The following is a 21,899-nucleotide window of genomic DNA, read 5'->3' as shown; positions in this document are numbered from 1 at the left end:
GGGCCTGACCATGTTTGAGTTGCGCGTACTGAACGGCTTGCACCAAGGAGCCGCGTTGCCGTTATTTGGCGAGCAGTGGTGCATCGGCTCCAATGCGGAGGCCGATCTGGCGCTTTACGACCCGGGTATTGCCACGCGCCATGCCTGGCTGCGCCAGGTGGAGCAGCGCTGGTGCGTGCAGGCAGAAGAAGGGTTGCTGCACGACGACCAGGGGCAGGTGTTGGCGCAAATTGTTGACCTGGCCCTGGACCGGCCGTTTTCCATCGGCGCCATTCGGTTGTGTGTGTCGCTCACCGATCAGCCGTGGCCTGCGGAGCCTGCGCCTGAACCCAGTGTCGAGATGTTTGAGGTGCCCGCTGAGGCGCCGCCGGAGCTGCGCCTGAGCACCCTGCGCGGGCCTGCACAAAAACGCGTGATCAGTGGGCTGGTGGTATTCGCGGTGCTGGTTGCTGCGGTGGGCGTGATGAACGCCGGCGATCAGGATGTCCAGGCTTCACTGATGCCTGCGCCCGTGCAGAAAATTGATCTGGCCACCGTCGCTGAAGTGCGCCAGCAGTTGCTCAAGATGCTGAGCGAGCGCGAGTTGGCGCAACGGGTCAGCATGCAGGTGATCAATGGGCAGATCTCGCTCAACGGTGACGTGTCATCGGAAGAAATGGCGCTGCTGTCGCGCATGCTCGGCCGTTTTGCCGAGCGTTTCGACACCCCCGTGCCGGTCATCAGCCGGGTGAGAGAAGGCAATAGCCAGCCGCCGTTCAAGATTACCCAGATTGTCGGTGGCCCGAACGGTCATGTCGTACTGGAAGGCGGACGCAGGTTGTTCCTTGGGGATGAAGTGGACGGGTTGCGCCTGGTCTCCATTGATAATGCCAAGGTGGTGTTCGATGGCCTGCGCCGCTATGAGGTGCGCTGGTGAGCCAGGACCTGCAGGACCGCCTTGACGCGTGGCAGGCACGCCAGGTCAGTCATCTGGCCAGCTTTGCGCCGGTGGCGGTGCGCGGACGTATCCAGCGCGTCAACGGCATGCTGTTGCAATGCCGGCTGCCTCAGGCGCGCATCGGCGACCTGTGCAAAGTGGATAAATACGGTGATGACAGCATGCTCGCCGAAATCATCGGCTTTGATCACCAGGATGCGGTACTCAGTGCCCTGGGCAACCTCGAAGGCGTGCAAGTGGGCGCCAGCGTGCAGCGCCTGGGCGTGCCGCATCGTGTGCGGGTCGGCCATGAACTACTGGGGCAGGTACTCGATGGTTTCGGTCGGCCGATAGCGGGCGAGGGGCCGGGGGCGTTTGTCGATGATGCCGACACCAAGGACGCGACCACGGTGCTGTGTGAAGCGCCGCTGCCCACTGAGCGCCCGCGTATTCATCAGGCGCTGGCGACGGGCGTGCGCTCGATCGACGGCTTGCTGACACTGGGAGAAGGCCAGCGCGTGGGGCTGTTCGCCGGTGCTGGTTGCGGCAAGACCACCTTGCTCGCCGAGATTGCCCGGAATGTCGAGTGCGATGTGATTGTGTTCGGCCTGATTGGTGAACGGGGCAGGGAGCTGCGCGAGTTTCTTGACCATGAACTCGACGACCAATTGCGGGCCAAGGCGGTACTGGTATGCGCAACGTCCGATCGCTCAAGTATGGAGCGGGCGCGTGCCGCCTTTACCGCCACGGCGCTGGCCGAAGGGTTTCGCCGCAAAGGCCAGCGGGTATTGCTGCTGATCGACTCCCTGACCCGTTTTGCCCGGGCTCAGCGTGAAATCGGTCTGGCTGCGGGTGAACCGTTGGGGCGCGGTGGTTTGCCGCCGTCGGTCTACAGCTTGTTGCCGCGTTTGGTGGAGCGCGCTGGCCTGACTCGCGAAGGCGTGATCACGGCGATCTACACCGTGCTGATCGAACAGGACTCCATGAGCGACCCGGTGGCCGATGAAGTGCGCTCGCTGCTCGACGGGCACATCGTACTGTCGCGCAAGCTTGCCGAACGCGGGCACTACCCTGCGGTGGATGTGCTGGCCAGCCTGTCGCGGATTCTGAGCAATGTGGCCGAGCCTTCGCACATACAAGCCGGTACCGCGCTGCGGCGCCTGCTGTCGGCGTACCAGCAGATTGAACTGATGCTCAAGCTGGGGGAATACCAGGCTGGCAACGACGCCCTCACGGACATGGCGGTAGACAGTCGGCAGGCAGTCGATGGTTTCCTGCGCCAGGATTTGCGCGAGCCTTCGCCACTGGCGTCCACCCTCCAACAACTTTCGGAGCTGACGGCGTATGTCCCTTTCTGAGCTGGAGACCCTGCGCCGCCTACGCAGGCATCGCGCCGATCGCGCCGAGCGCGCGTTGCGTGAAGCGAAGCGGCACCAGCGCGCCCTGCAGGCGCACATCGAGCAGGCCGAGGACGCGCTGGAGCAGACACGGCAGCAGGAGGCCAGGCAAAGCGCGCAATTACTGAGCGAGCACCAGGGGCAGGTGGTGTCGGTGTGCATGCTCAAATCCTGGACGGCCAAAGAACACACCCTGTCCGCCGACACCCGCCGTGAGGAGGATCGTTTGCAGGGGCTGCATGGGCAGAAGGAGACGCATGTGATTGAAGTGGAACGCGCACAAAAGCAGGTCAACCAGTGCTTGCGCCAGGTCGAAAAACTCCAGGAGCTTTCTGCTTTGTTGACACGGGAGGTGCTATGACACAGGTCCCGGCAGGCAAGCCTGAACGCCCCCGCCCATTGCGTGACGAGCGTGAGGCGACGCCAGGTCTCGTATTCCTGTGGGAGCAGGGCCGGCTCTTTGCGAACCTGTGCGCCGGCGAAGGCGGCGGGGAGGGGGTCGGTAGTTCGTTGCACGCCACGCAGGCATCTGCCGATACGGCGATGGTCGAGGCGTTCGCCGAGCAATTGGTACCGCGCCTCAATGCGGCGTCTCAGTGGCCTTTGCAGGCAGTGTTCTATTTGCCGCGGCTGGGCCGCATCGACGTCAACGTACGGCGAGAGATGGGGGCGCTGCAGATTGAACTGGACCCGGAGGAAGAGCGCACGCGGTCGTGGTTGGGGGATATGCGCCAGCGATGCGAGGACCGCTTGAGCGCTGAGTTGAGGCGGCCAGTGCAGGTGTCGGTGACCCTGTCAGGCTGCCTATGATGATTTCGCCTTTGACGCTGCCTGTGGTCGACGGCGCCATCGTTGCCGCCTTGCGACGGCTGGGACGGGGGTTGCGGCTGTCGTATCAGGTGGCGGGCCAGCATGGCGAGCTGTTGCTGGAGCCGGGCCATATGCCCCGCGCGAACGGCTCTTTTGTTTTCGATACCGCCTGTGGGGCGCTGGCGTTCGGTAATCCTGGCCCGGTCCTCAGCTTGCTCGGTGACTGCCCGGTGACATTGGCTGAGCACGGCAATGACCCTGATGCGTGGTTCTGGGCGTTGTTTCAACATCAACTCAGCCCTCAAGTGCAGTCGTTACTGGGGTATCTGCGCTTGCAGGAAAGCGAGCAGCCACACGATTTCAGTTGTCGCCTGACGGTGAGGTTGGGCGAATCCCGAGTGGTGGACCGCCTCTCACTCGCGCCCGATACCTTCCTTGCTCTGTGCGATGCGGGCCCCTGGCAATCGCTTGCCCCGTCGTTACCTCATTCGCTGACGCTCTCGGTGTCGGTGCTGCTGGGGCATTCGCAACTGCCTATCAGCCAGGTGAGCAGCGTACGCCCCGGTGACGTACTCATGTTGAAAAACCCGATGTTCAACGCCAACGGTGACGGGCGTTTGCGCGTGGGCCGCCAGGGCTTGCAAGGGCGGCTGGACCATGACACCGGGGTCTTGCGCTTTACTTTTTTTTCTATCGAGGAAATGTGTGTGGATGAGGTTTCAGCAGACCAGAACCAGGGCTACGAGTGGGCCGATCCGTCGCCAGCCACCGATCAAGCGCCTGTGGATATATTCGGGCGTGAGCCATTTGACGAACTGGCGATGGGTTTGAGCGTGCGCTGTGGCACGTTGCAGCTGACCTTGGGTGAGTTGCACCAACTCGCGCCTGGTGCCGTGCTCGGCGTCTCGGGGTACGCGCCGGGCATGGCGGGGCTGTATTACGGCGACCGGCCTATAGGGCATGGGCAACTGGTGGATGTGGATGGTCGCTTGGGCCTGCAATTGTCCCGTGTGATTTTTTCCCGATGAACTTCCAGGGGATCGACCCGCTTCTGCTCGCGCTGTTCCTGGGTGCCCTGTCATTGATGCCGATGTTGTTGATCGTGTGCACCGCGTTCCTGAAGATCGTGATTGTGCTGATGATTACGCGCAACGCGATTGGCGTGCAGCAAGTGCCGCCCAGCATGGCCATCAACGGTATCGCGCTGGCGGCGACGATGTTCATCATGGCGCCGGTGGGTTATGAAATCGCCGAGGCCGTCAAGGTAACGCCGGTGGACCTGAGCAGCGTGCACGCGTTTGAGCAGACCAGTGTCAACGCGATACAGCCCTTGAGGGCTTTTATGATGCGCAACACTGACGCGGACATCCTGACGCATTTGGTCGAAAACACCGCGCGCATGTGGCCCGCGGAAATGGCCCAGGCCGCACGTCGTGACGACCTGATCCTGCTGGTGCCGGCCTACGTACTGTCGCAATTGCAGGCGGGGTTCGAGATCGGGTTTCTGATCTATATCCCGTTTATCGTCATCGACCTGATCGTCTCCAACCTGCTGCTGGCGTTGGGCATGCAAATGGTTTCGCCGATGACCATTTCGCTGCCGCTCAAGCTGCTGCTGTTCGTGCTGGTTTCAGGTTGGTCGCGGTTACTCGACAGCCTGTTCCTGTCCTACCTCTGAGGCGCTTATGGACCCGATCATGCTGTTCAAGCAGGGCATGCTGCTGGTGGTGGTGCTGTCGGCGCCGCCGCTGATCGTCGCGGTGATTGTCGGTGTGCTGACGTCCCTGATACAGGCCCTGATGCAGATACAGGATCAGACGCTGCCTTTCGGCATCAAGCTGGTAGCGGTCGGCATCACCCTGGTGTTGACGGGACGTTGGATTGGCCTGGAGTTGATCCAACTGATCAACCTGACCTTCGACATGGTTGCCCGCTCGGCGCTGAACTGAGGTAACACCTGTGCTGCTTTATCTTGATTACTTGCCCAGCCTGGTGATCGCCATGGCGCGTATCTATCCCTGTGCGATTCTCGTACCGGCGTTTTGCTTTCAGCACATTCGTGGCATGCCGCGACATGTCATTGTGATGGTTGTGGCGTTGATGCCGGCCCCTGGGATTCATGCTGCGTTGGCGGGTGCGGATTATTCGCTGTTGATGATCGGCGCTCTGGTGCTGAAGGAAGCGGTACTGGGCTTGTTGCTCGGTGTGTTGCTTTCGATGCCGTTCTGGTTGTTCGAGTCGGTCGGCGCGTTACTGGACAACCAGCGCGGGGCCTTGACCGGTGGCCAGATCAATCCTTCGCTGGGGCCGGACGCAACGCCCATCGGTCACATGTTCAAGCAACTGGCGATCTTCCTGCTGATGGTAACCCTTGGGCTTGGCGTCCTGACCCAGGTCATTTGGGACAGTTACCTGATCTGGCCTCCCACCGCATGGTGGCCGGTGCCGGCGGTCAATGGCTTTGGCGAGTTCCTGGGGCTGCTGGGCGATACCTTCATGCATATGATGCTGTACGCCGCGCCCTTTATCGCGGTGCTGTTGCTGCTGGAATTCGGGGTAGCGTTGCTCAGTTTATACAGCCCGCAATTGCAAGTGTCATCGCTGGCGATGCCCGTAAAATGCCTGGCTGGGCTGGCGTTCCTGCTCTTGTATTTGCCTCTTCTGCAAGACTTGATCATGGGCAGGATGAGTCTGTTGGGCGACCTTAAGCATTCTCTGGGCTTGATGTTCCAGGGGGCGCAGCCGTGAGTGACTCTGGAGAGAAAAAACACGCCGCGACTCCCAAGAAGCTGCGTGACCAGCGTAAGAAAGGCCAGGTTGCTCAAAGCCAGGACGTGGCCAAGCTGCTGGTACTGACGGCCTTGAGTGAAATTGCACTGTTCACCGCCGAAACCAGTATGCAGCGTTTTCAGCAACTGCTGGTGTTGCCCATGGCGCGCATGGGGCAACCTTTCGTGCGCGCACTGGAAGAGGTCTTGTTCGAAGGCTTGCTGGTGTTTTTCTCTTTTGCCCTGCTGATGGTGGGGGTGGCGATCGCGGTCAAATTGATCAGCAGCTGGATGCAGTTCGGTTTCCTCTTTGCCCCAGAAACCTTGAAACCAGATTTCAATCGGCTCAACCCCCTTAACCAGGCCAAGCAGATGTTTTCCGGCCAGTCGGTGATGAACCTGTTGATGGGGTTGGCCAAGGCCGTGCTGCTGACGCTGATTCTGTACGTGGTCATTGGCCCGTCGTTGAGCGCGTTGGTGAGCCTGGCCAGTGGCGACCTGCAAAGTTATGTCTTGGCGCTGATGACGCTGTTTCGACACTTGCTGCACATGTGCCTGGGCTTGCTGCTGGTGCTGGCAATCGTTGACCTGGCGTTGCAGAAGTACTTTTTTGCCAAGCGCATGCGGATGACCCAGGTGGAAGTGGTCAAGGAGTACAAGGATATGGAGGGCGACCCTCACGTCAAGGGCCAGCGCCGTCAGTTGGCCTACGAGTTGGCGAATGAGGAGCCCAAGGTCAAGCTGCCCAAGCTGGAAGAGTCCGACATGCTGGTGGTCAACCCGACGCATTTTGCGGTGGCTTTGTACTATCGCCCTGGCAAGACGCCGCTGCCGCAGCTTGTGGAAAAAGGTACGGACGCCCAGGCCCGCAAACTGATCGACCGATGCAAGTCGGCGGGCATACCCGTGATTCAGTGTGTCTGGTTGGCGCGCACGCTCTACAAGCAGAAGTTGGGGGGCAACATTCCCCGAGAGACGCTGCAGGCCGTTGCTTTGATCTACCGTACTTTGCGTGAACTGGACGATGAGGCCAAGCGAGAGACCCTGGAGTTGCCCGAGCTGGACCAGCGTTGAGCCATCGTGTGATCAACGATTGCAGTGTCGATCCAGGGCTTCAAGTTCTGCGAGCGAGAGCAGGCGGCTGAGGATTTGATCCAGGGGAATATCGGTAGATACCACCGGGTGCCAGAGAATCAGGGCTCCCCCGGCATTCGAAAAGACAAAGCAGCCATCGAACGCCAAGGCCTGTTCGAAGCGGCGTTCCAGCACACGCTGGAACTGGCCGGCCTGTAAGACACGCGGTGCAATTTGCAGGGCCAGGCCGAGCTGTTCCCCGGCTTTCAGCGCACACAGGTGGATGCCTTTTGACAGGTGCAGGTGAGTGGCAGCGCCACTCACCAGGTCATTGAGAAGTACCCGACGATGTTCGGCGTCTGTGGGTATTTCCATAGGGGTCATCGTTCCAGCGAAACCGTCTGGTGATCCGAACGTTCCCCGGAGGGGCCGGGTTGCACACGCATGTGTTCCGGCCACCAGATCACCATCTTGTCGGCGCTCGATTGTGGACGTGAGCACGAGTCACCCCGGCAGGTGGGGGTGCAACCGGCGACAAACAGCACCAGGCTGATCAATGTAAAGCTGGAGAGTAGGCGAGTCATTCTGGTTTCTTTCCGTTAGGTGCGATCAACGAGGGACGAGAAACGCCAATGTGTTCGTCTTTCACCACAGGGCGCATGGCGATGAACACTTCCGCTTCTTCACCCGGTTTGAGCCAGGCACGCGGCCAGGCGGTCACTGCCAGGGTCTGCGAATTGCTGCACTCTTTCTCATCGATGCGCACATGGCGGTCGTACTGGTTGCGCAGTACCACGACGGCGACGTTGAATTGCGGGCCGACATACCATTGGCTGCGTTCGGTATTGAGTGCGAGCAGGTCGCGGGTGGTGCACAAGGTATCCAGGCCCAGTGGCATCGGGGTCGCCTTGAAGGCTTTGGGGACTTGCCCGGTGACGAGTGTGGCCATGGCATGGATCAAGTCGTTGCGCTTGATTTCCGGTGCGTGGGGCGTCATGCGCCGTGCCAGTGGTTTGAGGGCTGTTTGCAGTTCCAACTGATCGGCCTGGGGCAAGTAGCGCGAAGGGTCGGCCTGGTCGCCAATGACCCTGGGCGTGATGATGAACAGGCGCTCGCGTCGATTGTTTTTGCGTTCAGTGGACGAAAACAGCGCCTTGCCCAGCAACGGGATATCACCCAGCAGGGGAATCTTGTTGAGCTGGTCAGTGTTATCGGTGACGTGGAAGCCACCCACCACCAGCGAACGTTTTTCGGCCATGACCGCTTGGGTGCTGACCGCGCCCTTGCGCACATCGGGCCCGATGCGGTTGGGGTTGGATTCGTCGAAATTGCCGTCTTCGATATCGACCGCCAAGTGGATCTGATGGCTGCCACGCGAAGTGATCACCCGTGGGACCACCTGGAAGCTGGTTCCCACGGTGATCGGCAGGATGGTTGCCACTTCGGAGCCGGCCGTGAGGTACTGCGTGCGGTTGAAGTCGATCACTGCCGGTTGGTTTTCCAGGGTCAAGACGGATGGGTTCGACACCAGGGTCGCCAGGCCACGCCGCTCCAGCGCCCTGACAGCGGCAAAGAATCCATCCCGGTTATTGATCGCCAATTGCGACGAGGTGCCTGGGGCGATGTTGTTCACGCCGCCCTGGAAATTGCCATTGCGAAACCCCCAGTTCACGCCGAGCTCACGCATCTGCGTGCGTTCGATGTCGAGGATGATCGCGTCGATTTCCACCAACTTGCGCGCGACGTCCAACTGGGTGATCAGGTCGCGGTACATCGCGTGGCGTTCCGGCAAGTCGTAGATCATCACGGCATTGTTGCGCACATCGGCTTCGACGCGAATTCGCCCGGGCGAGACCCGTGAGCGCGGGGTCAGGGACATGCCCGGGTCGGCGGTCGCCTGGCTCGTCGGCGGGGTGAGCATCTGGCCCAATAGAGGGTTGCCGAGCCGGGGAAAGCCCTGGGCCAGGGGCGATATTACAGGGGCGCCTGACGCGGCTGAGGGGCGCTGGGTAACCTGCGCGGCAGCTGAGGGAGAGCGAGGTTCAAGCAAACCCTGCAGCATGCTGGCGATACCGGGGATGAGCATTTTCTCGCCGCGATAATCGATCTGGCGGTCTGCCGCATTGGCGAATTTCAGCGGGTAGGTCAGCACGCTCTGTTTTTCGTCGGTAGACCGGCGCTGGCTGCTGAATTGTTTGATCTGTTCTATGTAGCGCTTGGGGCCGGACACCAGCACCACGCCGTCCTCGGGTAATTCGCCCCAGCCGAAACGGCTATCGAGAAGGCCGATATCGGTGAGTGCCTGCTTCAGGTCGGCCACGGTTTCGCTCGACACTTCCAGGCGCGCGGACTCCTGCTGGTCCAGGGTGCTGATGTAGAGGGTGTTGTTGTACAAGTACCACTGGAAGCGGTGTTCAGTCCCCAGGCGGTCGAGCAGTGACTGCGGGGTATTCGCGCGAATCTTGCCGTTGACGTTGCCTTCCAGCAGGCCTTCGATCTGCAATTGCGTGCCAAACGTCTGGGCGAAATCATCGAGTACTTCGCGCAAGGGTTTGTGCTCGGCCTCGTAGGCGTAGGCGGTGTTTTTCCACTCTGGGGGGATGGCGGCAAGGCTGCTGTGCAGCGGCGCCAGCAAGAAGGGCAGGGCCAGCAGGCAACGCCACTGAGTGGGTTTTACGGCTGCAACGGGCGAGCATGAGCGCAAGCGGGGGTGCTTGTGGATCTTGTTAGGCATGGCAGGTTCTCGGTTTCAGTACGGCAACTTACGTAGCGAAAGGGACCTGGACGGGGGGCCAGGCCTTGCCAGGCGCGCGACTACGCTGCGCCAGGTGTCGCGTTGGTTGAAAAGCGCTTCAAGGGATTTCAACAGGTGCTCCTGACTGCAATCCCGAGGCAGGCCTTGCAGCAGCCAGAGGTGGCCGGTTGCGGGAGCCAGGGCCAGGGCGCCCTGGAAATGCGCGAGACTGGACTGACCGAGACGATGCCAAGACTGCAACGAGTAATGTTCGAGGCGTGAATGCGTCAGTTGAACGCCCAGAAGTACGCGGTGTTCAGAGCATTGCACGCTGACTTCATCGTCCTGTTCAAACAGCAGCACATGCTGTTCGCGGCCAGCCAAACAGTCAGCCAGTTTTTGCTGGCAACTACTGGATACCATTGATGACGGCTTTTATCGTGTCGTGCTTGTAGCTGAGATAGCTTGAGCTTGTGGCAAAACTGGACACCAGGTTCGACTTCACCTCGATCATCTGTTCAAAAAGCCGTTGAGCCTCTTCACCGCCTTCGCTGTTATCAACATCGGCGCTGATTTGACTGAGCTGCTTTTCGGCCTGGGCCTGCTGCCGGTAGTGCCTTATGAGTAAACGGTCATCAAACGTCATCGGGGTTTCTCCTCGTTGGGGCTACCCCTGAGTGGCAGCCGATTTGTGACAAGTTCCATCCACCGATTTATTTGTTTTAAAAAACAACCCGCCCTCGCCAAGTCGTATCGTTACTTGATATTGGCCTTGGTGGAGGGCGTCACCAGGTTGTCCAGGGTATCGGTCCAATTGATGTGAAACCCACCGTCTTCTGTTTCCAGGACCAGCGATTGGGCGGCGAGCGTGCTTTCGACTCGAAGCGTCCAAGGCACACCGCAATGGCGGCTGAGCCACTGTTCGACAGGCTCGCGGTCCAGTGGATTGCACAGCAAGCTCGCCTTGATCGGCGGCAACTGGGCATCCAGCAGCTTGTTGAGCAGCGCGGTGAGGCGTTGAGCGGGTAGGGTTTCTTCCAGGAAACTTCGGATCGCTGTGTTTATGACTGACGTCGCGACCTGCTCCAGCTTTTCGTACATCGCCTGGCGTTCCGATTCCCAACGATGCAGTTGGGCGTTGGCGCGCTGCCAGAACTCATGCCCAGCGCTTTCCAGTATTTTTTCGCACTCTGCCTGTGCTTGGCAGGTGAGTGCCTGTGCGTGGGCTTCTGCCTGTTCGATCAATTGACGGGCCTGCGCATAGTCAGCCAGCATTTCTCTGGGAATCAGCGCCGTGGGCAGGTTGGGCGTGAGGGTGTGCAGCTCAATCGTGTGGGCGCAAAACATGGCGGGAGTTCTCGCGTGGGGCGTGCGGGGCATCATCGAAGGGAGCAGAGGTGGCGCGCCAGAGAGCGGCTTGCCACAGGGTGTCCAACCGGCCTTGACTATCCATCAGCTTGGGCTGCCGCTCGACTTCAAGTACCCGTGGGCGGGCAAAGCTCAAGCGCAATCGTCGCCAGATGGCGGGGGCCACCCATGCGCGCAGGTAGTGCAAAGGGTCGTCGATGTTCATCTGTGTCGGGTCGGGTGCCAGTGCCTTGGCCAGGCGCTGGCACCAGAGAAGTTGTTCCTGGTTCAAGCGGCTGTCGTTGGGCGCGTTGTAGACCTCATTGACCAACACCAAGACGAGGTCTCGTTGGGGGGCGCTGGCGAGGACCAGTTGCAGCAAGGCGGGCGAAGGGGCAGGGGGGAGCTCGGGTTCGATGTCGAACAGGAGGCTCATCCTGCCATGATGACTGCGTGAAAGCGCTTCTGTTTGTTCAACGCCCGTATGAGTACGCCAATCCGGGTGGGCATGTTTCCAAGGCGAGGCCCACCATCGTACCCAGGCCAGATCCTCACTCATGGGCGTGATCGATTGCCGGTTTTGAGGTGGGAGCATGCATTGTCCTGCGCCGCCAGATCACCCATCCAGCGCCTGCCAGTACCAGGGCGACAAGAGGGGCGGTAACGCTGGTACGCCAGAACCCGAGGTCTTGTTCCGGCACCAGGAAGGGGCCGAGATAGGTCAGCTGTTGCTGCTCCTGATAGGCTGCCGCCGGTACGAAAACGACGGTCAGTTTTTGCGTATTGTCGATGGCCGACGTCATGCCGGGGATGCTGCTGGCCACCATCCTGCGTACCCTGGGGCGAATATTGTCGGGGTCCAGCCGAGGGTCATGCTTGATGAAAACGGAGGCGGATGCCGGTTGCACCGGTTCGCCGGGCGCCACCCGCTCCGGCAGCACTACATGGACGCGCGCAACGATGACACCGTCTATGTTCGATAAGGTCGCCTCCAGCTCCTGGGACAGCGCATAGATGTAGCGGGCGCGCTCTTCCAACGGGGTGGAGATGACACCTTCCTTGCGAAAGATATCCCCCAATGTCGAGCGGGTCACTTTAGGCAGGCCAACGGCTTCAAGCGTGCGGACCGCTCGGCTGATGTCATTTGCCCTGACACGAACGATGACTCCGTCTTTTGCCGGGACTTTCTGGGCACGGATCTGTTTGTCTGCCAACTCCGCAATGACTTCGTTGGCTTCCTGCTCGGATAATTGGCGATGAAGCTCTACGCTTTCACCGCAGCCCGCTAGCAGCAACACCGATGAAAAAAACAACGTAGTGGTTAGACGGCGGGACATACACCTACCCCATGCTGGCGACTTTATCGACGCCTTTTACGATTGCGCCGAGTACCTTGACGCCTGCCACCACGTTAACGTGCGATTCGGAAAGCGACTGGGCGAACTCATGTGCGTCCTTGGTTTTCTTGTTCAGGCTCATGTCCCGAAACCCCTTGGACACTCGTTTCGATAACGTCGCAGACTCAGCAGGCCCCAAGGTCAAGGGGAGGCCCATACCCGTGGGCGCGGTACCTTTGCCTGGCCGCTCGGAGAGGTTCAGTTGCGCGGTGAAAAAATTGCTGTCGGACGTCCCGTCGAGCGCAGCCGGCGTTTCAGCCTGAGTGATGGTGTTCCCGTTTCCCGGGCCCCCTGCGTTGTTGGTGTACATATGAACCTCCAGCGAGCGCGTCGATTGTTGCATCTGTTGGGCAGTGGAGACCTCCTCTGCCGGATGGGCAAAGGAGGTCGGTTCTTACTTAGGCGAATCTCAACGATTTTACGCGGCCCGCTTTTGCTGTAGTCAGTTCTTGCTCAGCGGTTTTTGCAGCCTCTTCGACAACTTTCTTTTCTTTGTCGGCGTTGATTCGGTCCAGTTGTGCTTGAGCGCCAGCGCTCACTCCACCGGTAGGTATTGAGGAGGACATAAGAGTTACCTTCGTATTTGTCTGGATTGAAGTGCGGACAACGCTTGTTCGTTGTCTTTAGTGTTCTGAGCAACAGTGCAGTTGCTCATTGGCTAGGTGGTCAGCGACAAGAAGAACGTTCCGGTATATAAATAAGTTATTTGTTTTTAATTATTTCTTGTGAAACCGGGGTTCATGCGCTTCGCGATGGGCGATCAAGTGTTATTGCAATGTTGATGGATTCATATTCAATATGCTTTTTGTTATTGTTTGTTTCGTAGCAAGGGCGCTCCGGTGGTTTGTTGCAGCACTTTGCATTGTCAGGAGGGGCATCGTTTTGCGGGGGGCGTTTGATGTTGGTGATTAAACTCATAAAGTTGTTGATCAGGGTTAAGCACATGAAGTTTTCCTGTTGGCGTGTGAGTTAAGTCGCTCTAGAGGCTCACACGTATGTGGGAAATGCCTTCTGCTTCGTTCCAGGCACCCTAAGCCAGTGATATTTCGAGTTGCTTCATCCGGTAGTAGAGCGTGCGTTTGGCAACACCGAGTTCTGCTGCAACGTTATCGACACTGCGTGCGTGACGGCGCAGCGATTCCTCTATCAAGGCTTTTTCAATTTGCTGCAACCTTGCCTTCAGGTTTATTGGCGTGCTCTGTCGATTGGCCAGCGAGGAGGAGAGCGGGGGCAGGCCCAATACGAATCGCTTGGCGGTCGAGCGCAACTCACGCACGTTGCCCAGCCACGGGTGGCACAGTAACTGTTGCAACAACGCGGGGGGCGGAGGTGTTGCGGAACACTTAAAGTAGTTGGCCTCCTGCTCGATCATGTCCATGAACAAGGGGATGATGTGTTCACGCCTGTCACGCAGGGGGGGCAGGTGGATGTTGACGACATTCAGACGGAAATACAGGTCACGTCTGAAGGTGCCTTGCTCCACCATTTCATGCAATGCGTGCTGGGCCGAGGCAATGACGCGCATATCGACCTGGATGGATCGGGTCGATCCAAGGCGCTCGACGCCACGAGATTCCAGTACCCGTAACAGCTTGGCCTGTAACGAGAGTGGCATGCTATCGATCTCATCCAGATACAAGGTGCCCAAGTGGGCGGCTTCTACAAAGCCGGCGCGGGATTGCAATGCGCCGGTATAGGCGCCGCTGTTGACCCCGAATAGTTGGCTTTCGGCAAGGGTTTCCGGGATGGCAGCACAATTGACCGCGACGAAGTTACCCTTGCGCCGCGATAAACAGTGAATGCGTTGTGCCAGGGTGTCCTTGCCAGTGCCGGTTTCTCCAAGAAGCAAAATGTCGATGTTAAGAGGGGCGGTATTGTTGATGGTCGTTTCGATGATGGGGCAGTCGGTGAAAGGTATATCAGTCATAAGTTCATACTGATTGAGGGCCGACATAGTGCGAGTGCTCCAATGCAGTTGTCGCTTTGTTGAAGTTCAAGTTGGCGGTGGGCGCTCGCAAGTAAACCGGAAAACAGCAGCATTGTCATCGTGTTTTCGAACTGAGTTAGCCTTTTTGGAATGTGAGATGTAGAAGGTTTTTAATGTGCGAATTCTATTTGGAGTAGGCGGGAATTGTGGTGTAAGAGAAATCTTAAATATGCTTTGAATGGTTTTAAAGTATGCATTTTTTGAGGGCGGGCTGGAAATTGGCCACTGACGATATCTTTGTTAAAGATGCAGGGGAAGGCCGGGATGACAAATAGAACGCCCACAAAAAAGCCGATGCAGTGCATCGGCTTTTTATTGAAGCGGTAACGCTTACACGTTGAAACGGAAGTGCATTACATCGCCATCTTTAACGATGTATTCCTTACCTTCCAAACGCCACTTACCGGCTTCCTTGGCACCGGCTTCCCCCTTGAACTGGATGAAGTCGTTGTAGGCAATCACTTCGGCGCGGATAAAGCCCTTTTCGAAGTCGGTGTGGATCACGCCGGCAGCCTGTGGTGCGGTAGCACCCACTTTGACGGTCCAGGCGCGGACTTCTTCGACACCGGCGGTGAAGTAGGTCTGCAGGTTGAGCATTTCGTAACCGGCACGGATCACGCGGTTGAGGCCAGGCTCTTCCAGGCCCAGGGCCTCGAGGAACATGTCCTTCTCTTCGCCGTCATCGAGCTCGGCGATTTCTGCTTCGATCTTGTTGCATACCGGCACCACGATCGCGCCTTCTTCGTCGGCAATGGCCTTGACCACGTCGAGCAGCGGGTTGTTTTCGAAGCCATCTTCGGCGACGTTGGCGATGTACATCACCGGCTTGGTGGTCAGCAGGTGGAAGCCCTTGACCACGGCCTTCTCGTCAGCGCCCATGCTCTTCATCAAGCTGCGTGCCGGCTTGCCCAGGGTGAAGTGTGCGATCAGCTGCTCCAGCAGGCCTTTCTGGACCACTGCGTCCTTGTCGCCGCCCTTGGCGTTGCGCGCGACTTTCTGCAATTGCTTCTCGCAGCTGTCGAGGTCGGCGAAGATCAGTTCCAGGTCGATGATCTCGATGTCGCGTTTCGGGTCGACGCTGTTGGAGACGTGAATCACGTTCTCGTCTTCAAAGCAGCGGACCACGTGGGCGATGGCATCGGTTTCACGGATGTTGGCCAGGAACTTGTTACCCAGGCCTTCACCTTTCGACGCACCGGCCACCAGGCCGGCGATGTCAACGAATTCCATGGTGGTCGGCAGGATGCGCTTGGGATTGACGATGAGCGCCAGTGCTTCCAGGCGCGGATCGGGCATCGGTACGATACCGCTGTTGGGTTCGATGGTGCAGAAGGGGAAGTTCTCCGCCGCAATACCGGACTTGGTCAAAGCGTTGAACAAGGTGGATTTGCCGACGTTGGGCAGGCCGACGATGCCGCAATTGAATCCCATGGTGTTTCCCCTCGGTAAGAGTCAGGCCTTCTGGCTGTGCAGGTTTTTCATCGCGCGGTTCCATTCACCGGCGAAGATATCCGGCAGCACGCCGAGGGCAAAATCGATGCTGGCATCGAGTTTTTCCTGTTCGGCGCGTGGCGCACGACCCAGGACGAAATTTGAAACCATACTGGCAACGCCTGGGTGGCCAATGCCGAGCCGCAGACGGTAAAAATTATTCTGATTGCCCAACTGCGCGATGATGTCGCGCAGGCCATTGTGCCCGCCATGCCCGCCGCCCAGTTTGAGTTTGGCAACGCCGGGTGGCAGGTCCAGTTCGTCATGGGCCACCAGGATTTCCTCGGGTTTGATCCGGAAGAAGCCCGCAAGCGCCGCGACAGCCTGGCCGCTGCGGTTCATGTAGGTGGTGGGAATCAGCAGACGAACATCCTGACCCTGATGCGAGAAGCGTCCGGTCAGGCCGAAATATTTGCGATCGGCCACCAGATTTACACCTTGGGCGTGGGCGATACGCTCAACAAAAAGGGCCCCCGCGTTATGCCGGGTCTGTTCGTATTCGGCGCCTGGATTTCCCAGGCCAACGATCAGTTTAATGGCAGTCACGACAGGGGCCCTTCCTTTGGAGTTGTGGATAACATCGCCGCAACCGGTGTGCGGCGAAAGTGGACAACAAAAGATCATTTACTCAAGAGTAAACGCCGCGTTATCGCCCGCTTTCTCGCTACGTTTCGGTCCGCGATGTTTCCTCAAGCTCCGGCAATACAGAGTGAATTACTCTGCAGCGCCTTCTTCAGCTTCTGGTGCAACGCGTGGAGCGTGAACGTTTGCAACAGCTTTGTCATCACCGTGAGCCAGTGCAACAAACTCAACGCCTTTAGGGGCTTTGAGGTCGGACAGGTGAATGATGTCGCCGATTTCCAGAGCCGACAGGTCGACTTCGATGAACTCAGGCAGGTCTTTCGGCAGGCAGGTCACTTCGATCTCGGCAACAACGTGCGAAACTTCGCCGCCTTTCTTGACCGGAGCGTCTTCACCAACAAAGTGTACAGGCACGATAGCGGTCAGTTTCTGGCCGGCTACGACGCGTACGAAGTCAGCGTGCAGCACGTGACCTTTAGCTGGGTGACGTTGCAGGGCCTTGATGATGACGTTCTGCTTGGTGCCACCAACGTTCAGCTCGATGATGTGGCTGTAGGCCGCATCGTTTTCCAGCAGTTTGGCAATTTCTTTGGCCAGCATGCTGATGGACTCAGGGGCTTTTTCGCCACCGTAGACGACAGCTGGAACCAGGCTTGCGAGACGACGCAGGCGGCGGCTCGCACCTTTCCCCAGGTCGGAACGCACTTCAGCATTCAGGGTAAAATCGTTCATGTTGTATCTCCAAAATAACCACATTCGCCCCAGCGTTTGCGACCAGCGCTAAAGGCGATATGGGCAAAAAAGCCCCGCCCCAACAGTATGCTGGGGCGGGGCGCTTTTCGTCAGTGAGGTGTTCCGTTGGTTTGACCCTTAACGGAACATCGCACTGATCGATTCTTCGTTGCTGATACGGCGAACCGCCTCGGCAACTACCGGTGCGATATCCAGTTGACGGATACGCGAACAGGCTTGAGCAGCTGCGGACAACGGGATGGTGTTGGTCACCACCAGTTCGTCCAGCATTGAGTTTTCGATGTTCTCGATCGCTCGGCCCGACAGCACAGGGTGTGTGCAGTAGGCGAAGACTTTAGCCGCACCGTGCTCTTTCAAGGCTTTGGCCGCGTGGCACAGGGTGCCGGCGGTGTCGACCATGTCATCGACCAGAATACAGGTACGCCCTTCGACATCACCGATGATATGCATCACTTCAGAGTGATTGGCTTTCTCGCGGCGTTTGTCGATGATCCCGAGGTCCACGCCCAGGGATTTGGCAACAGCCCGTGCACGCACGACGCCACCAATGTCCGGGGACACGATCATCAGGTTTTCAAAGCGCTGGTCTTCGATGTCATCCACCAATACTGGGGAGCCGTAGATGTTATCTACCGGGATATCGAAGAACCCCTGGATTTGGTCAGCGTGCAGGTCAACCGTGAGGACACGGTCGATACCTACCACGGTGAGCATGTCAGCCACGACTTTCGCGCTGATAGCCACACGTGCGGAACGCGGACGGCGATCCTGACGGGCATAACCAAAGTAAGGGATTACAGCTGTGATTCGAGTCGCTGAGGAGCGGCGGAAGGCATCAGCCATCACGACGAGTTCCATCAGGTTATCGTTGGTCGGAGCGCAAGTCGGCTGAATAATGAAGACGTCTTTACCGCGAACGTTTTCATTGATCTCGGCGGTAATTTCGCCGTCGGAAAACTTGCCGACAGAGATGTCACCGAGAGGGATATGCAGCTGACGTACGACACGTCGAGCCAGATCGGGGTTGGCGTTCCCCGTAAAGACCATCATCTTGGACACGCGCAGTACCTAGAGGCTGAGGGTAACCTGGATGAGTATAGGAAAATGGCAGGGGCGGCTGGATTCGAACCAACGCATGGCAGGATCAAAACCTGCTGCCTTACCGCTTGGCGACGCCCCTGTATCTGTTGCAACGAGTACCCAGTACTCGATTCCTTTTAGAGCAGACTTTGCAGCTTGCGATGCAACATCGAAACGTTGCTTCCCTTTGCTACAAACCCTGTAAGGGTCTCTGTAAGAAGGGCCGAGACTTTATCAGCTTCAGCTTTGCTTGGGAAGCCCCCAAACACACAACTTCCAGTGCCGGTTAATTTTGCTTCGGTAAATTTACCTAACAAATTCAAAGCGTTACGTACCTCTGGATAACGCCTTGCTACAACCGGTAAGCAGTCATTTCGACTGTTTCCCTTGGGAACGGGGCGCACTTTAATGGGAGGAGAGTTACGTGTCAACAGTGGATCTGAAAAAATTTCTGCTGTACTTACAGATACTTGCGGGACAAGCACGACGTACCACGGCTCTTCGGGGTATTCGGGGGTGAGTTTCTCCCCCACGCCCTCGGCAAAAGCGGCGTGCCCGCGCACGAAAACCGGGACGTCGGCGCCCAGTGTCAGGCCCAGCGCAGCCAGGCGATCGAGGTCCCAGCCCAGCTGCCACAAGTGATTCAAACCCAGCAGTGTGGTCGCCGCATTCGAGCTGCCGCCACCGATGCCGCCACCCATGGGCAGGATCTTGTCGATCCAGATATCGATGCCGAGGGCGCAGCCAGATTGTTCCTGAAGTTTTTTCGCCGCCTTCACGATCAGGTTGCTGTCGTGAGGCACGCCTTCGAATTCGGTATGCAGATGAATCACGCCGTCGTCGCGCAAGGCGAAGGTCAGTTCGTCGCCGTAGTCGAGAAATTGAAACAGCGTCTGCAACTCGTGATAGCCATCTTCACGGCGACCGAGGATGTGCAGCATCAGGTTGAGTTTGGCCGGGGAGGGCAGGGTCAGTTTCTGTGCTGTCACGTTATTGCCCCAGTTTGCGCGGTTGCCAGTCCTTGATCACCAGCGTGACGTCAAGGTCGGGGCCGTGCAGCTTGATGCGCTCGGGCAGCCAGTAGCCGTTCTGTTGCACGTAGCTCAAATATTCGACGTGCCAGCCATCCTGTTCCAGGGTGCCCAGGCGGCTGTCGCCATCAAGGCTCAGGCGGCTCTTGCTGTCAGGTGCCGGCAAGCCGCGTACCCACCACACCAAGTGCGAGACGGGCAGCTTCCAACCGATCTGTTGTTCCAGCAGATCTTCCGGCGAAGTCGCTTCATAACGGCCCTGGTTGGCCACTTCGAGGCTGACCTGCCCCGGTCGACCCGTCAGGCGGGCCGCGCCACGCCCCAGCGGGCCGGATAGGCGAATGTCGTAGTAGTCCTGGCGTTGCAGCCAGAACAGGGTACCGCTGCCCGAATCTTTCGGTGCCCGCACCCCGACCTTGCCTTCGATCTGCCAGCCATCGATGCTGCTGAGCTGATCCTTGTGTTGCTTCCATTGCGCCGGGTTGCCCTGGCCCTCAACGGATTCACGGGCGCCGAAGCCTGCGCAACCGGCGAGCAGGGCGATGAAGCTGAAAACGATAACGTGGCGCAAGAACATAAGCTTAAAGGGTCTCGGATCCGGTCAGGCGTTTGATGGTGCCGCGCAGAATGGCGCTTTCGGGTTGTTCCTTGAGGAACTTTGCCCAGATTTGTCGAGCTTCGCGCTGCTTGCCATTGGCCCACAGCACTTCACCCAGGTGTGCGGCGACTTCCTGGTCGGGGAAGCGTTCCAGTGCCTGGCGCAGCAGGCGCTCGGCTTCGTCCAGGTTTCCCAGGCGGTAGTTCACCCAGCCCAGGCTGTCGAGCACGGCCGGGTCTTCCGGGTTCAGCTTGTGGGCTTGTTCGATCAGCACCTTGGCTTCGGCGTAGCGTGTGGTGCGGTCGGACAAGGTGTAGCCCAGGGCGTTCAGGGCCATGGCGTTGTCCGGGTCGCGCTTGATGATCAGGCGCAGGTCTTTTTCCATCTGCGCCAGGTCATCGCGTTTTTCCGCCTGCATGGCGCGCGTGTACAGCAGGTTCAGGTCGTCCGGGTATTGCAGCAAGGCTTGTTGCAACACCTTCCAGGCGCGCTCGCCCTGATTGTTGGCCGACAGTGTCTCGGCCTGGATCAGGTACAGCTGGATCGCGTAGTCCGGTTCGGCCTCGCGGGCAGCCGCGAGGCGTTTTTCCGCCTCATCCGCGCGCCCGTTGCTCATCAGGATATCGGCCTGGCGCAATTGCGCGGGCAGGTAATCGTTGCCGGGGCCGACCTGGGCGTATTCGAGCAAGGCGGCCTGCGGGTCGTTGCGCTCTTCAGCGATGCGGCCCAGGTTCAGGTGCGCCGAGTCCACATGGCTTTCGCGGGCAATCAGGTCTTCCAGGTAGCCCTTGGCCTCATCCCAGGCCTTGGCTTCCAGGCACACCAGTGCCAGGGAATAGCGCAGTTCGTCGTCGTCCGGGTATTGCTGGACCAGGTTGGCGAACTGCACCTTGGCGTCCTCCATACGGTCCTGCTCGACCAGCGTGCGCGCGTAAGTCAGGCGCAGGCGTTTGTCTTCCGGGTACTTCTTGATGCTTTTTTCCAGCAGCGGAATCGCTTCCTTGCCGCGATTGAGGTTCTGCAGCAAACGTGCGCGCAGCAGGATCGGGGCGATCTCGCCGTCTTCCGGCGGGTTCTTCTCCAGCAGTGTCAGGGCTGCTTCGGGCTCGTCGTCCTGTTGCAGCAGCAAGGCTTTGCCGAACACCAGTTGGCTGTTCTTCGGGTGTTTTTGCAGCAGGCGGTCGAAACTCTTCATCAACCCGTTGCGCGTGTCCTGATCGGTGTCGGCCGCCGACAGCGCCAGGAAGTCGAAATGGGTGTCGCCCTTGCCCTGCAAGACTTTTTCCATATAGACCATGGAATCGTCATAGCGCCCGGCGCGCGCCAATTGAATGGCCGCCGCCCGCTGGGCTTCCAGGTCGTCCGGTGCGTTTTTCGCCCAGATCAGTGAGGTGTCCAGCGCCGCCTGGTCTGCCCCCAGGTACTCGGCGATGCGAAACGCGCGCTCGGAGATCCCTGGGTCCTGGGTGTTGATGGCCTGGGTCACGTAGTTATCCAGTGCAATATCGAAACGATTGCGCTGGCCGGCCAGTTCTGCGGTCAGCAGGCTGTACACCGTTTCTTCACTGAACGAGGAATAAACCTTGGGCTTTTCAGGGGCGGGGGTGCTGTCCTCCACCGGCGGTGTACCGTCCGGCGACACGGGTGCCATGGCCTGGCAGCCGCTGAGGAAGACAAAAGCAAGGAGCAACGCGGAGGATCTATTCATATAGGAAGAGGACGACTAACCTGCGGTCGGATCATCATGACACAAGCCTTCGGCCAAACATAACCGGGGCGCTCTTAATGCGTGTATTGCTGTCCCTGTAGGAGCGGCCTCGCTCCCGCAGTGACGTATTTATAGGCACAAGGTATAGGGACAATAGACGACGGTGGTTGTTCTGAATCTTTCGAAGTAGGACAATTGCCGGCTTCCCGACATCATCAGCGATATT

The 21,899-nt window shown here is 58.8% G+C and carries 28 protein-coding genes and 1 tRNA gene; 10 read left to right on the top strand and 19 right to left on the bottom strand.

Annotated features, from left to right (window positions below; translation table 11 throughout):
• Window positions 1-10 precede the first annotated feature (10 nt).
• Genes A7317_RS03815 through sctU form a run of 9 tightly spaced genes read left to right on the top strand, consistent with a single transcriptional unit; the run spans window position 11 to window position 6,965 of the window.
• Window positions 11-916 carry an FHA domain-containing protein gene (locus A7317_RS03815; protein WP_024073273.1) on the top strand — a complete coding sequence of 302 codons (906 nt, stop codon included), beginning with the start codon at window positions 11-13 and terminating at the stop codon, window positions 914-916.
• The gene (locus A7317_RS03810; RefSeq protein ID WP_024073274.1) at window positions 913-2,274 is read left to right on the top strand and encodes a FliI/YscN family ATPase; all 1,362 of its coding nucleotides are present in this window, start codon (window positions 913-915) and stop codon (window positions 2,272-2,274) included. The genes A7317_RS03815 and A7317_RS03810 overlap by 4 nt, the downstream gene beginning before the upstream one ends.
• Window positions 2,261-2,674, top strand: a complete 414-nt coding sequence (gene sctO / locus A7317_RS03805) for a type III secretion system stalk subunit SctO (protein WP_024073275.1) — start codon at window positions 2,261-2,263, stop codon at window positions 2,672-2,674. The genes A7317_RS03810 and sctO overlap by 14 nt, the downstream gene beginning before the upstream one ends.
• Window positions 2,671-3,123, top strand: a complete 453-nt coding sequence (locus tag A7317_RS03800) for a type III secretion system HrpP C-terminal domain-containing protein (RefSeq protein WP_069075223.1) — start codon at window positions 2,671-2,673, stop codon at window positions 3,121-3,123. The genes sctO and A7317_RS03800 overlap by 4 nt, the downstream gene beginning before the upstream one ends.
• On the top strand, window positions 3,120-4,151 hold the full coding sequence (locus A7317_RS03795; RefSeq protein WP_041160833.1) for a FliM/FliN family flagellar motor switch protein: 1,032 nt from the start codon (window positions 3,120-3,122) through the stop codon (window positions 4,149-4,151). Before A7317_RS03800 ends, A7317_RS03795 begins: the two co-directional genes overlap by 4 nt.
• Window positions 4,148-4,801 carry a type III secretion system export apparatus subunit SctR gene (gene sctR, locus A7317_RS03790; protein ID WP_024073278.1) on the top strand — a complete coding sequence of 218 codons (654 nt, stop codon included), beginning with the start codon at window positions 4,148-4,150 and terminating at the stop codon, window positions 4,799-4,801. The genes A7317_RS03795 and sctR overlap by 4 nt, the downstream gene beginning before the upstream one ends.
• Window positions 4,802-4,808: 7 nt before the next feature.
• A complete protein-coding gene (gene sctS, locus A7317_RS03785) occupies window positions 4,809-5,072 on the top strand; it encodes a type III secretion system export apparatus subunit SctS (RefSeq protein ID WP_024073279.1) in 264 nt (87 codons plus the stop codon).
• 10 nt (window positions 5,073-5,082) lie between these two features.
• Complete coding sequence (sctT, locus tag A7317_RS03780) at window positions 5,083-5,871, top strand: type III secretion system export apparatus subunit SctT (protein ID WP_069075222.1); 789 nt, start codon at window positions 5,083-5,085, stop codon at window positions 5,869-5,871.
• Window positions 5,868-6,965, top strand: coding sequence for a type III secretion system export apparatus subunit SctU (gene sctU / locus A7317_RS03775; RefSeq protein WP_024073281.1), 1,098 nt, complete (start codon window positions 5,868-5,870; stop codon window positions 6,963-6,965). Before sctT ends, sctU begins: the two co-directional genes overlap by 4 nt.
• A 12-nt stretch (window positions 6,966-6,977) precedes the next feature.
• Here sctU and A7317_RS03770 read toward each other — a convergent pair whose 3' ends face one another.
• The 3 genes from A7317_RS03770 to sctC are packed head-to-tail and all read right to left on the bottom strand — an operon-like array spanning window position 6,978 to window position 9,699.
• A complete protein-coding gene (locus A7317_RS03770; protein ID WP_310168555.1) occupies window positions 6,978-7,340 on the bottom strand; it encodes a transcriptional regulator in 363 nt (120 codons plus the stop codon).
• A 5-nt stretch (window positions 7,341-7,345) separates the two neighbouring features.
• Window positions 7,346-7,549, bottom strand: a complete 204-nt coding sequence (gene hrpT, locus A7317_RS03765) for an HrpT family type III secretion system protein (RefSeq protein WP_024073283.1) — start codon at window positions 7,547-7,549, stop codon at window positions 7,346-7,348.
• A complete protein-coding gene (gene sctC, locus A7317_RS03760) occupies window positions 7,546-9,699 on the bottom strand; it encodes a type III secretion system outer membrane ring subunit SctC (RefSeq protein WP_069075220.1) in 2,154 nt (717 codons plus the stop codon). The genes hrpT and sctC overlap by 4 nt, the downstream gene beginning before the upstream one ends.
• Window positions 9,700-9,981: 282 nt before the next feature.
• Here sctC and A7317_RS30540 point away from each other — a divergent pair, with 282 nt between their 5' ends.
• Window positions 9,982-10,125, top strand: coding sequence for a hypothetical protein (locus A7317_RS30540; RefSeq protein WP_024073286.1), 144 nt, complete (start codon window positions 9,982-9,984; stop codon window positions 10,123-10,125).
• On the opposite strand, the gene A7317_RS03750 is transcribed toward A7317_RS30540, so the two are convergent.
• The 16 genes from A7317_RS03750 to A7317_RS03685 form a co-directional block, all read right to left on the bottom strand.
• Window positions 10,109-10,345 (bottom strand): hypothetical protein, encoded by a 237-nt coding sequence (locus A7317_RS03750; RefSeq protein WP_024073287.1) that lies wholly within the window; start codon window positions 10,343-10,345, stop codon window positions 10,109-10,111. The genes A7317_RS30540 and A7317_RS03750 overlap by 17 nt on opposite strands.
• 110 nt (window positions 10,346-10,455) lie before the next feature.
• The gene (sctL, locus tag A7317_RS03745; protein WP_069075219.1) at window positions 10,456-11,046 is read right to left on the bottom strand and encodes a type III secretion system stator protein SctL; all 591 of its coding nucleotides are present in this window, start codon (window positions 11,044-11,046) and stop codon (window positions 10,456-10,458) included.
• Window positions 11,024-11,482 (bottom strand): type III secretion protein, encoded by a 459-nt coding sequence (locus A7317_RS03740; RefSeq protein ID WP_177429293.1) that lies wholly within the window; start codon window positions 11,480-11,482, stop codon window positions 11,024-11,026. The genes sctL and A7317_RS03740 overlap by 23 nt, the downstream gene beginning before the upstream one ends.
• A 115-nt stretch (window positions 11,483-11,597) precedes the next feature.
• Window positions 11,598-12,383, bottom strand: coding sequence for a type III secretion system inner membrane ring lipoprotein SctJ (gene sctJ, locus A7317_RS03735; protein WP_024073290.1), 786 nt, complete (start codon window positions 12,381-12,383; stop codon window positions 11,598-11,600).
• Between the two features lie 4 nt (window positions 12,384-12,387).
• Complete coding sequence (locus A7317_RS03730; protein ID WP_024073291.1) at window positions 12,388-12,753, bottom strand: hypothetical protein; 366 nt, start codon at window positions 12,751-12,753, stop codon at window positions 12,388-12,390.
• Window positions 12,754-12,841: 88 nt separating this feature from the next.
• Complete coding sequence (locus A7317_RS30535; protein ID WP_024073292.1) at window positions 12,842-13,009, bottom strand: hypothetical protein; 168 nt, start codon at window positions 13,007-13,009, stop codon at window positions 12,842-12,844.
• A gap of 172 nt (window positions 13,010-13,181) precedes the next feature.
• Window positions 13,182-13,388: a hypothetical protein gene (locus tag A7317_RS30530; protein ID WP_143036950.1), complete on the bottom strand. Its 207-nt coding sequence runs from the start codon at window positions 13,386-13,388 to the stop codon at window positions 13,182-13,184.
• An 85-nt stretch (window positions 13,389-13,473) separates the two neighbouring features.
• Window positions 13,474-14,397 carry a sigma-54-dependent Fis family transcriptional regulator gene (locus A7317_RS03725; RefSeq protein ID WP_024073293.1) on the bottom strand — a complete coding sequence of 308 codons (924 nt, stop codon included), beginning with the start codon at window positions 14,395-14,397 and terminating at the stop codon, window positions 13,474-13,476.
• Between the two features lie 363 nt (window positions 14,398-14,760).
• The gene (gene ychF, locus A7317_RS03720; protein WP_024073294.1) at window positions 14,761-15,861 is read right to left on the bottom strand and encodes a redox-regulated ATPase YchF; all 1,101 of its coding nucleotides are present in this window, start codon (window positions 15,859-15,861) and stop codon (window positions 14,761-14,763) included.
• Window positions 15,862-15,882: 21 nt separating this feature from the next.
• Window positions 15,883-16,467 (bottom strand): aminoacyl-tRNA hydrolase, encoded by a 585-nt coding sequence (gene pth / locus A7317_RS03715; RefSeq protein WP_010213318.1) that lies wholly within the window; start codon window positions 16,465-16,467, stop codon window positions 15,883-15,885.
• Between the two features lie 168 nt (window positions 16,468-16,635).
• The gene (locus A7317_RS03710; RefSeq protein WP_024073295.1) at window positions 16,636-17,235 is read right to left on the bottom strand and encodes a 50S ribosomal protein L25/general stress protein Ctc; all 600 of its coding nucleotides are present in this window, start codon (window positions 17,233-17,235) and stop codon (window positions 16,636-16,638) included.
• Between the two features lie 138 nt (window positions 17,236-17,373).
• Window positions 17,374-18,315 (bottom strand): ribose-phosphate pyrophosphokinase, encoded by a 942-nt coding sequence (locus A7317_RS03705; RefSeq protein ID WP_003208392.1) that lies wholly within the window; start codon window positions 18,313-18,315, stop codon window positions 17,374-17,376.
• Between the two features lie 46 nt (window positions 18,316-18,361).
• A tRNA-Gln gene (locus tag A7317_RS03700) sits at window positions 18,362-18,436 on the bottom strand.
• A gap of 37 nt (window positions 18,437-18,473) precedes the next feature.
• On the bottom strand, window positions 18,474-19,277 hold the full coding sequence (gene ispE / locus A7317_RS03695) for a 4-(cytidine 5'-diphospho)-2-C-methyl-D-erythritol kinase (RefSeq protein WP_206379620.1): 804 nt from the start codon (window positions 19,275-19,277) through the stop codon (window positions 18,474-18,476).
• Window positions 19,278-19,326: 49 nt separating this feature from the next.
• On the bottom strand, window positions 19,327-19,944 hold the full coding sequence (gene lolB / locus A7317_RS03690) for a lipoprotein insertase outer membrane protein LolB (protein WP_024073297.1): 618 nt from the start codon (window positions 19,942-19,944) through the stop codon (window positions 19,327-19,329).
• A 4-nt stretch (window positions 19,945-19,948) separates the two neighbouring features.
• Entirely contained in the window at window positions 19,949-21,673 is a 1,725-nt protein-coding gene (locus A7317_RS03685) for a tetratricopeptide repeat protein (protein WP_024073298.1), read from the bottom strand.
• Window positions 21,674-21,899: the final 226 nt, after the last annotated feature.

This window comes from Pseudomonas fluorescens, assembly GCF_001708445.1.
Lineage (GTDB): Bacteria > Pseudomonadota > Gammaproteobacteria > Pseudomonadales > Pseudomonadaceae > Aquipseudomonas > Aquipseudomonas gorinensis.
The sequence above is the reverse complement of the archived record's forward strand: the minus strand, read 5'-3'. Positions and strand labels throughout refer to the sequence as shown.

Excerpts from the sequence above, each read along its gene's own strand:
- A7317_RS03815 (WP_024073273.1), top strand. The coding sequence starts at position 11 with ATGTTTGAGTTGCGCGTACTGAACGGCTTGCACCAAGGAGCCGCGTTG.
- sctO (WP_024073275.1), top strand. The coding sequence starts at position 2,261 with ATGTCCCTTTCTGAGCTGGAGACCCTGCGCCGCCTACGCAGGCATCGC.
- A7317_RS03800 (WP_069075223.1), top strand. The coding sequence starts at position 2,671 with ATGACACAGGTCCCGGCAGGCAAGCCTGAACGCCCCCGCCCATTGCGT.
- A7317_RS03795 (WP_041160833.1), top strand. The coding sequence starts at position 3,120 with ATGATGATTTCGCCTTTGACGCTGCCTGTGGTCGACGGCGCCATCGTT.
- sctR (WP_024073278.1), top strand. The coding sequence starts at position 4,148 with ATGAACTTCCAGGGGATCGACCCGCTTCTGCTCGCGCTGTTCCTGGGT.
- sctS (WP_024073279.1), top strand. The coding sequence starts at position 4,809 with ATGGACCCGATCATGCTGTTCAAGCAGGGCATGCTGCTGGTGGTGGTG.
- A7317_RS03770 (WP_310168555.1), bottom strand. The coding sequence starts at position 7,340 with ATGGAAATACCCACAGACGCCGAACATCGTCGGGTACTTCTCAATGAC.
- hrpT (WP_024073283.1), bottom strand. The coding sequence starts at position 7,549 with ATGACTCGCCTACTCTCCAGCTTTACATTGATCAGCCTGGTGCTGTTT.
- sctC (WP_069075220.1), bottom strand. The coding sequence starts at position 9,699 with ATGCCTAACAAGATCCACAAGCACCCCCGCTTGCGCTCATGCTCGCCC.
- A7317_RS30540 (WP_024073286.1), top strand. The coding sequence starts at position 9,982 with ATGCGTCAGTTGAACGCCCAGAAGTACGCGGTGTTCAGAGCATTGCAC.
- A7317_RS03750 (WP_024073287.1), bottom strand. The coding sequence starts at position 10,345 with ATGACGTTTGATGACCGTTTACTCATAAGGCACTACCGGCAGCAGGCC.
- sctL (WP_069075219.1), bottom strand. The coding sequence starts at position 11,046 with ATGTTTTGCGCCCACACGATTGAGCTGCACACCCTCACGCCCAACCTG.
- A7317_RS03740 (WP_177429293.1), bottom strand. The coding sequence starts at position 11,482 with ATGAGCCTCCTGTTCGACATCGAACCCGAGCTCCCCCCTGCCCCTTCG.
- sctJ (WP_024073290.1), bottom strand. The coding sequence starts at position 12,383 with ATGTCCCGCCGTCTAACCACTACGTTGTTTTTTTCATCGGTGTTGCTG.
- A7317_RS03730 (WP_024073291.1), bottom strand. The coding sequence starts at position 12,753 with ATGTACACCAACAACGCAGGGGGCCCGGGAAACGGGAACACCATCACT.
- A7317_RS30535 (WP_024073292.1), bottom strand. The coding sequence starts at position 13,009 with ATGTCCTCCTCAATACCTACCGGTGGAGTGAGCGCTGGCGCTCAAGCA.
- A7317_RS30530 (WP_143036950.1), bottom strand. The coding sequence starts at position 13,388 with ATGTGCTTAACCCTGATCAACAACTTTATGAGTTTAATCACCAACATC.
- A7317_RS03725 (WP_024073293.1), bottom strand. The coding sequence starts at position 14,397 with ATGTCGGCCCTCAATCAGTATGAACTTATGACTGATATACCTTTCACC.
- ychF (WP_024073294.1), bottom strand. The coding sequence starts at position 15,861 with ATGGGATTCAATTGCGGCATCGTCGGCCTGCCCAACGTCGGCAAATCC.
- A7317_RS03710 (WP_024073295.1), bottom strand. The coding sequence starts at position 17,235 with ATGAACGATTTTACCCTGAATGCTGAAGTGCGTTCCGACCTGGGGAAA.
- ispE (WP_206379620.1), bottom strand. The coding sequence starts at position 19,277 with ATGCTGCACATCCTCGGTCGCCGTGAAGATGGCTATCACGAGTTGCAG.
- lolB (WP_024073297.1), bottom strand. The coding sequence starts at position 19,944 with ATGTTCTTGCGCCACGTTATCGTTTTCAGCTTCATCGCCCTGCTCGCC.
- A7317_RS03685 (WP_024073298.1), bottom strand. The coding sequence starts at position 21,673 with ATGAATAGATCCTCCGCGTTGCTCCTTGCTTTTGTCTTCCTCAGCGGC.